This window comes from Halomonas sp., from assembly GCF_041689495.1.
Classification (GTDB): domain Bacteria; phylum Pseudomonadota; class Gammaproteobacteria; order Pseudomonadales; family Halomonadaceae; genus Halomonas.
In genome coordinates, this window is the sequence record NZ_JBDNGD010000423.1 from 1 (window position 1) to 6,950 (window position 6,950).

Consider the following 6,950-nt stretch of genomic DNA (forward strand, 5'->3'; position numbering starts at 1 on the left):
CCATCACCACCTCACTGGCCTGTGCCACGAAGGCGGGAATCGCCGAGATCGGCACCGAGATGTCGGTTCGCAGATGCTCGCCGCGCAGGCGCTGGCCTTCCAGCATGCTCTCGCGGAATTGCCACAACTGCAGTGACTGACTCTCGCTGCTGGCCAGAACGCCATCGAGGATCAGCTCGCGCTCCATACCCTTTTCCAGCAGTTGCTCGAGCATGGTGCCCAGATCCACCGGGCCGGTGGCGGCGACTTCCATCAGCACGTACCACGGATGGGCCTCGTCCATGGGGTCGCGCAGGCTCGGGGTGGCCTCCATGGCCAGCTCGATGCAGCGACGCGGGATCAGTTCGAAGGCCGTGAGCAGGTCACTGCAGCCACGCCGGGCCAGGACGTAGAGATCGATCACCGCCTCCACGGAGGACAGCCCCAGCAACGCGGTGCGACTCTGTTCGGCCCTCGGGACCAGCTTGAGTACGGCGCCGGAAACGATGCCCAGGGTCCCCTCGCTGCCGAGAAACAGCTGCTTGAGGTCGAGTCCGCGGTTGTCCTTGTGCAGGGCATGCAGGCCGTCCCAGAGGCGACCATCCGGAAGGACCACCTCCAGGCCGAGGACCAGCTGGCGCATCATGCCGTGGCGCAGCACGTTGAGCCCGCCGGCATTGGTGGCGATGTTGCCGCCGATCTGGCAACTGCCCTGGGCGCCCAGGGATAGGGGGAAATCGCAGTCATGCTCGGCGGCGGCCTGCTTGACGGTCTCGAGAATGCAGCCGGCATCCACCGTCATGGTGAAGTTGACCGGGTCGATGTCGCGAATGCGGTTCATGCGCTCCAGGCTGATCACCAGCTCACGCCCGTCGCTGGCGGGCATGGCACCGGCCACCAGGCCGCTGTGCCCCCCCTGGGGCGTCATGGCAACGCCATGTTCACGGCAGAGTGTCACTATCTCGGCGAGCTCGGCGGTGGAGGCCGGGCGAACCACGGCCAGCGGCATGCCCAGCCGGTCGCCGGCCCAGTCGCTGAGGTAGCGGGCCTGATCCGCGGGATCGCGCAGCACGGCCCGCTCGCCGAGCCGCGGCTCGAGGATCGCCAGGAGGGAGGTGTTGTCGCTCATTCAGGCATCCTCCTGCCAGGCGGCGCCGTCGGGAAAACGGTGATCGGCCAGTGAGGCGTCGTGCATGGTGATGCTGTAGCCCGGCGCCTCGGGGACCTGGTAACGGCCGCGGCGAATCGACACCGGGTCGACGAAGTGCTCATGCAGGTGGTCGACGTACTCGAGTACGCGGCCGTCGAGGCTGCCTGAGACGACGATGTAATCGAACAGCGAGATGTGCTGGACGTATTCACAAAGGCCGACCCCACCGGCATGGGGGCAGATGGGCACCCCGAACTTGGCGGCCATCAGCACCACCAGGATGACCTCGTTGAGCCCACCGAGGCGGGCCGCATCGATCTGGCAGTAGTCGATGGCCTCGGCCTGGAGGAACTGCTTGAACATTACCTTGTTGTGGCAGTGCTCGCCGGTGGCCACCCCGATGGGTGCCACACGATGGCGGATCTCGGCATGGCCGAGGATGTCATCGGGGCTGGTGGGTTCCTCGATCCACAGGGGGTCGAACTCGGCCAGCCGGCGCATCTTGGCGACGGTCTCGTCGACGTCCCAGACCTGGTTGGCATCCATCATCAGGACATTGTCCCAGCCGATCTCCTCGCGCAGCAGGGCGGCACGACGAATGTCCTCTTCCAGGTCGCCGCCGATCTTCTGCTTGAAGTGGGTCCAGCCCTCGGCCAGGGCGTCGCGCGCCAGTTGGCGAACCTTGTCGTCGGTATAGCCGAGCCAGCCCGCCGAGGTGGTGTAGCCGGGAAAGCCGTCGCGGCGCATCTCGGCCTCGCGCTCGGCCTTGCCGGGCTCTCGCTTGCGAAGCAGGGCGATGGCTTCTTCGGGCGTCAAGGCATCGGTGACGAAGCGGAAGTCGAGGCAGCGTACCAGCTCTTCGGGGGCCATGTCGGCCAGCAGTTTCCAGACCGGCTTGCCTTCGCGCTTGGCCCACAGGTCCCAGACGGCGTTGACCAGGGCGGCGGTGGCCAGATGAATCGCGCCCTTGTCGGGTCCGATCCAGCGTAGCTGGCTGTCGCCAGTGATCTCGCGCCAGAAGGCACCCATGTTGGCGGTGATCGCCTCCAGCGAGCGTCCCTCGACGAGGTATGCCAGTGAGCGCACCGCGGTGACGACGATCTCGTTGCCGCGACCGATGGTGAAGGTCAGGCCGTGTCCCTCTGGTCCCTGGCCATCGGTATGCAGGATCACGTAGGTGGCGGAGTAGTCCGGCGCGGCGTTCATGGCGTCCGAGCCGTCCAGCGAACGGGACGTCGGGAAGCGGATGTCCTGAACCTCGACACGGGTGATGGTGGTCATGGTGATCTCCTCCTGATGAGGTATAGGGAAGTCTGGGGGTCAGCCCCGGGAAAGATGCTGCATCAACTGGCGGATGCCGAAGGTCCAGGGCGGCAGCCTGTCGCTGTAACCCACCTCGTTGACCAGGGCGCCGAGCGATGGAGTCGCAATGGTCACGCGGTCGCCCGGGTGATGGGTGAACCCCTGACCCGGGCCGTCACGATCCTGAATCGGCGAGAACATGGTGCCGAGGTAGAGCATGAAGCCGTCGGGATACTGGTGGTGGGCGCCGATGGTCTGGCCTACCAGGTCCAGCGGGTCCCGGCTGATCTCGCACATGTCGCTGCTGTCATCGAGCAGGAAGTCATCGTCGGCCCCTTCGATGCGCAGCGATACCTGACACTGGCGCAGGGTGTCGATATCGAACCGCTCATCGAAGACGCGAATGAAGGGACCGATGGCACTGGAGGCATTGTTGTCCTTGGCCTTGCCCAGCAGCAGGGCGCTGCGGCCTTCCACGTCGCGCAGGTTGACGTCATTGCCCAGGGTGGCACCCCTGACTCGGACACGGCTGTCGACCGCCAGCACGATCTCCGGCTCCGGGTTGTTCCATTTCGACGCGGGGTGCAGCCCCACAGTGGCGCCCAGGCCCACCGACGAGAGGGGTTGTGCCTTGGTGAAGACCTCGGCGTCCGGGCCTATGCCGACCTCCATGTACTGGGACCAGCCGCCCCGGGCCTGGAGCGCCTCCTTGAGTGCCATGGCCTCGTCGGAGCCGGGCACGATGCGCGACAGGTCCTTGCCGATCAGTGTCTGGAGGTCTTCGCGCAGCGCCACGGTGCGGGCCGGATCCCCACCGGCCTGCTCCTCGATGACCCTCTCCATCAGGCTGACCGCGAAGGTCACCCCGCAGGCCTTGATGGCCTGGACGTCGCAGGGGGCCAGCAGATAGGGGGCCTTGGGCGGCGTGGCAAGGGAGTTGGCCAGGAGCGTCTCGATCGACCCCAGGCTGGCGCCATCGCTGGTGCGCACGATCTCGGCAAGATCATCCCGCTCCAGAAGATCGGCCATGGTCGGGCCGGCGGCGCTGATATCGATGACCTCGTTGCCCCTCAGGGCGATCAGCGCCGGACCCGGCTGCGGCGAGTCCAGCCAGGCACGCCCCACCAGCAGGGCCTTGTGGTGATCGGCGGGAAGAAGGTCGGTCGGCGAGAGCGGAATCATGGTGCCTCCGTATGCGGGAACGGCGGGCGGGCGGCTGGCCAGCCTTCGTCGATCGTGCTATTGGTGTATTGATGTATGACAGGTATGCCAACGTCACTATAGTCAACAGATGACATCGATGCGACAGCGATCAGGAGAGCGACATGTTCGATGAGTTGAAGGGTAGGCGAGTACTGGTGACAGGTGCCAGCCGTGGTATCGGTGCGGCCGTGGCGACACGCCTCGGGCGACTCGGGTGCCGGGTGGCGGTGCATTATCATGCCAGTGAAGCAGGGGCCGAGGCGGTATGCCGGGCGATTCGCGAGAACGGCGGCGAGGCCAGCCTCGTCAGGGGCGATGTCAGCCGGTCGGCCGAGGCCATGCGTATCGTCGATGAGGCGGCCGACCGGCTGGGCGGCCTGGATCTGCTGATCAACAACGCCGGCGACATGCTGGGGCGCGTCAGCCTGGACGAGATGGACGATGAGCATTACGACCGGGTGATGGACCTCAATGCCCGTTCGGTGGTCATGGCCAGCCGTGCGGCACTGCCCCACTTCCGGCATGCCGGGCGCGGCAATATCATCCATACGGGCTCGATTGCCGCGCGCAACGGTGGAGGACCCGGCGCTGGGCTCTATGCCTCGGCCAAGGGCTTCGTCACTACCCTGACCCGCAACATGGCCAAGGAACTCGCCGGGGAGAACGTTCGCGTCAACGCCGTTGCGCCGGGTGTGATCGCCACCGACTTCCATGAGCGCCACTCCAACGACGCCCAGATGGAAGCAGCGCGTGCCACGATTCCCCAGGGCCGGCTCGGCAGCGCCGAGGACTGCGTCGGTGCCTATCTCTTCCTGGCCACCGATGCCCTGAGCGGCTACGTCACCGGCCAGGTGATCGAGGTCAACGGAGGGCAGTTGATGCCATGAGGGATTCCAGCCACTACGACATCGCCATCACCATGGGGGACCCGGCGGGCATCGGACCGGAGATCATCTGCCGGGCCCTGGTGGCCATGTCGCCTGAAGACCGGGCCACGACACTGCTGGTGGGCGATCCCGCCATCTATCGACGTGCCGCCCGGATGCTTGGAAGCGACCTGGAATTCGTCGCTCTCGATGCAGCGGAAACGGCGCCCGGCAGCGTAGTGGTGGCGGTGGTCGAACTCCCCGAGGGGGTCGAGCTTCCCGAGGGGCGCATCAGTGCCGCTGCTGGAGACATGGCCTTTCGCTGCGTCGAGGCGGCGGTGGATCTGGTCCAGTCGGGTTGCGCCGGGGTGATCGTCACCGCCCCCCTCAACAAGGCGGCACTGCATGAGGCCGGCCACCACTATGATGGCCATACCGGGATGCTGGCTTCACTGACCGGCGCGCCGTCCTCCTTCATGCTGCTGGCCTCGGAAAGTCTCTCGACCCTGCACGTCTCGACCCATGTGTCGTTGCGCGAGGCCATCGACCGGGTGACCCCGGAGCGGATCATCGCCACCGTGCAGGCCGGGCACGAACACCTCGTCTCGCTTGGGATCGAGGCGCCACGCATTGCGGTCGCTGGGCTCAATCCCCACTGCGGCGAGGGTGGCATCTTCGGCGACGAAGACACGCGCTGCATCGCGCCGGCCGTCGAGGCGCTGCAGGCGCGCGGTTTCGCTGTCAGCGGCCCGATCTCCGCCGACACGGTCTTCTATCGTGCTTCGCGGGGGGAATTCGACCTGGTGGTGGCGCAATATCATGACCAGGGTCACATCCCGGTCAAGCTGATCGCCTTCGATACCACGGTGAACGTCAGTCTTGGCCTGCCGATCCAGCGGACCTCGGTGGATCACGGTACCGCCTTCGACATCGCCTGGCAGGGCAAGGCCGATGCCACCAACCTGGGATCGGCGATTGCCTATGCGCATCGCCTGGTAAGGAAGGATTCCCCGTGACGCGCTGCCGGGTGGCGATCGTCGCCGATGACCTGACCGGGGCGCTGGACGCCGCGGCGCCTTTCGCAGGACGCGGTGCCGGCACTCGGGTCGTGGTGGCCCTGGAGCACCTCGAGGCCTTGCTGGACGCCTGGCGCGGCTCGTTGCCGGAGGTCATCGCGGTCAATACCGAGTCGCGGCATCTGGATGCCTCGGTCGCCGCCGAACGGGTTACCCTTGCCACGGCCTTGCTGTCCCGGATATCGCCTGAGGTGTGGTTCAAGAAGATCGATTCGACCCTGCGCGGCCAGGTCGTTGCCGAGTGCCTGGCGATGCGCGAGGCCTGCGAGAGGCGCCTGTTGCTGGCGCCGGCGGTGCCTGCCCAGGGGCGCATCCTGTGTGATGCCGAGGTTCGCGTGGAGGGTGTCCCCCTGGCCTCGACGGCCTATGGCGGGGACGCGCGGTCGGCGCCGCCCCTGGGTCCTCTGGATGAGGTGTTCGCTCGACATGGGTTGCCCCTGAGCCGCTATCCGGCCCGATCGGATGATGGATTACCCGGAACGGACTGTGTCGCGGATGCGGAAAGCGACCACGACCTTGACCGCCTCCAAGAGGCCAGCCGGAGCGATGCGGCCGACTGGCTGATGGTCGGTGCCGCGGGCCTGGCAGCGGCCATCGCCCGACACTTGTTCGGACAGCCGCGGCCCAGCCTTCGGATACCCTTAGAGACGAGGTCCCGTGTCTATGCAGTGGGTTCGCGAAGCCCGCTGGCGGTAGCGCAAGTGAATCGACTGAGCCATGCCGAACCGACTCTGACCATCGTCGAGGCACTGGAGACCTCCTTGTCAGCGCCAACCGTCCGGCCCGACCTGGTGATTCCCGGTGGGCCGCCTCACCAGGCACACGATGCCGAGGAGGTAGCGAAGGCCATGGCGATGCGGGTCGAGGCAGCCGTCGGGCAATGGCCGCCGGGGCCCGGGCTGCTGTTTCTGACCGGCGGGGACATCGCCATGGCGGTGTTGTCGCGACTGGGTGTGACCTTTATTCAGGTGGATGCCGAATGGTCACCGGGTGTGGCGACGGGTTTTCTCGAGGGGGATCGCCAGCGATGGGTCATGACCAAGGCAGGCGGCTTTGGCCATCCGAACCTGCTGGTGGAACTCGAGGCCTGCCTCGGGTCGCCTGATACCGGCCCTACGGAATCAAGGCAGAATGGTAATGGATATGGCGCAAAGGAGAGGGCAAGGGATAGCATCGGTGGATTATCCCCACGCATGGTTGCGTTGTCGGGGACTAAGCGCTAGTTTTGAAGCAGGTGGTATGATACGTATACAGGAGGACACTGACCTTCAAGAGACTGATCTAAAGCGTCTGTTCTTGAAGGCTTTGACCTTGAAGAGTAGATGGCAAGAATCCATCCGGCCACCTGCCAGACCACTGTCACAACAACCAGAC

6 protein-coding genes are annotated in these 6,950 nt (G+C 65.9%); 3 read left to right on the top strand and 3 right to left on the bottom strand.

What is annotated here, in order from left to right:
- The 3 genes from ACESMD_RS13045 to ACESMD_RS13055 all read right to left on the bottom strand — a co-directional run.
- The coding region (locus ACESMD_RS13045) for an FAD-binding oxidoreductase (RefSeq protein WP_372613831.1) at positions 1-1,108 on the bottom strand (1,108 nt) is incomplete at its 3' end.
- The gene (locus ACESMD_RS13050; protein ID WP_372613833.1) at positions 1,109-2,410 is read right to left on the bottom strand and encodes an L-fuconate dehydratase; all 1,302 of its coding nucleotides are present in this window, start codon (positions 2,408-2,410) and stop codon (positions 1,109-1,111) included.
- A gap of 39 nt (positions 2,411-2,449) precedes the next feature.
- Positions 2,450-3,613: a fumarylacetoacetate hydrolase family protein gene (locus tag ACESMD_RS13055; protein WP_372613835.1), complete on the bottom strand. Its 1,164-nt coding sequence runs from the start codon at positions 3,611-3,613 to the stop codon at positions 2,450-2,452.
- A gap of 143 nt (positions 3,614-3,756) precedes the next feature.
- Here ACESMD_RS13055 and ACESMD_RS13060 point away from each other — a divergent pair, with 143 nt between their 5' ends.
- The 3 genes from ACESMD_RS13060 to ACESMD_RS13070 are packed head-to-tail and all read left to right on the top strand — an operon-like array spanning position 3,757 to position 6,799.
- Positions 3,757-4,521 (top strand): SDR family NAD(P)-dependent oxidoreductase, encoded by a 765-nt coding sequence (locus tag ACESMD_RS13060; protein WP_372613837.1) that lies wholly within the window; start codon positions 3,757-3,759, stop codon positions 4,519-4,521.
- Positions 4,518-5,516, top strand: a complete 999-nt coding sequence (gene pdxA / locus ACESMD_RS13065) for a 4-hydroxythreonine-4-phosphate dehydrogenase PdxA (protein WP_372613839.1) — start codon at positions 4,518-4,520, stop codon at positions 5,514-5,516. The genes ACESMD_RS13060 and pdxA overlap by 4 nt, the downstream gene beginning before the upstream one ends.
- Positions 5,513-6,799, top strand: coding sequence for a four-carbon acid sugar kinase family protein (locus tag ACESMD_RS13070; RefSeq protein ID WP_372613841.1), 1,287 nt, complete (start codon positions 5,513-5,515; stop codon positions 6,797-6,799). Before pdxA ends, ACESMD_RS13070 begins: the two co-directional genes overlap by 4 nt.
- Positions 6,800-6,950: the final 151 nt, after the last annotated feature.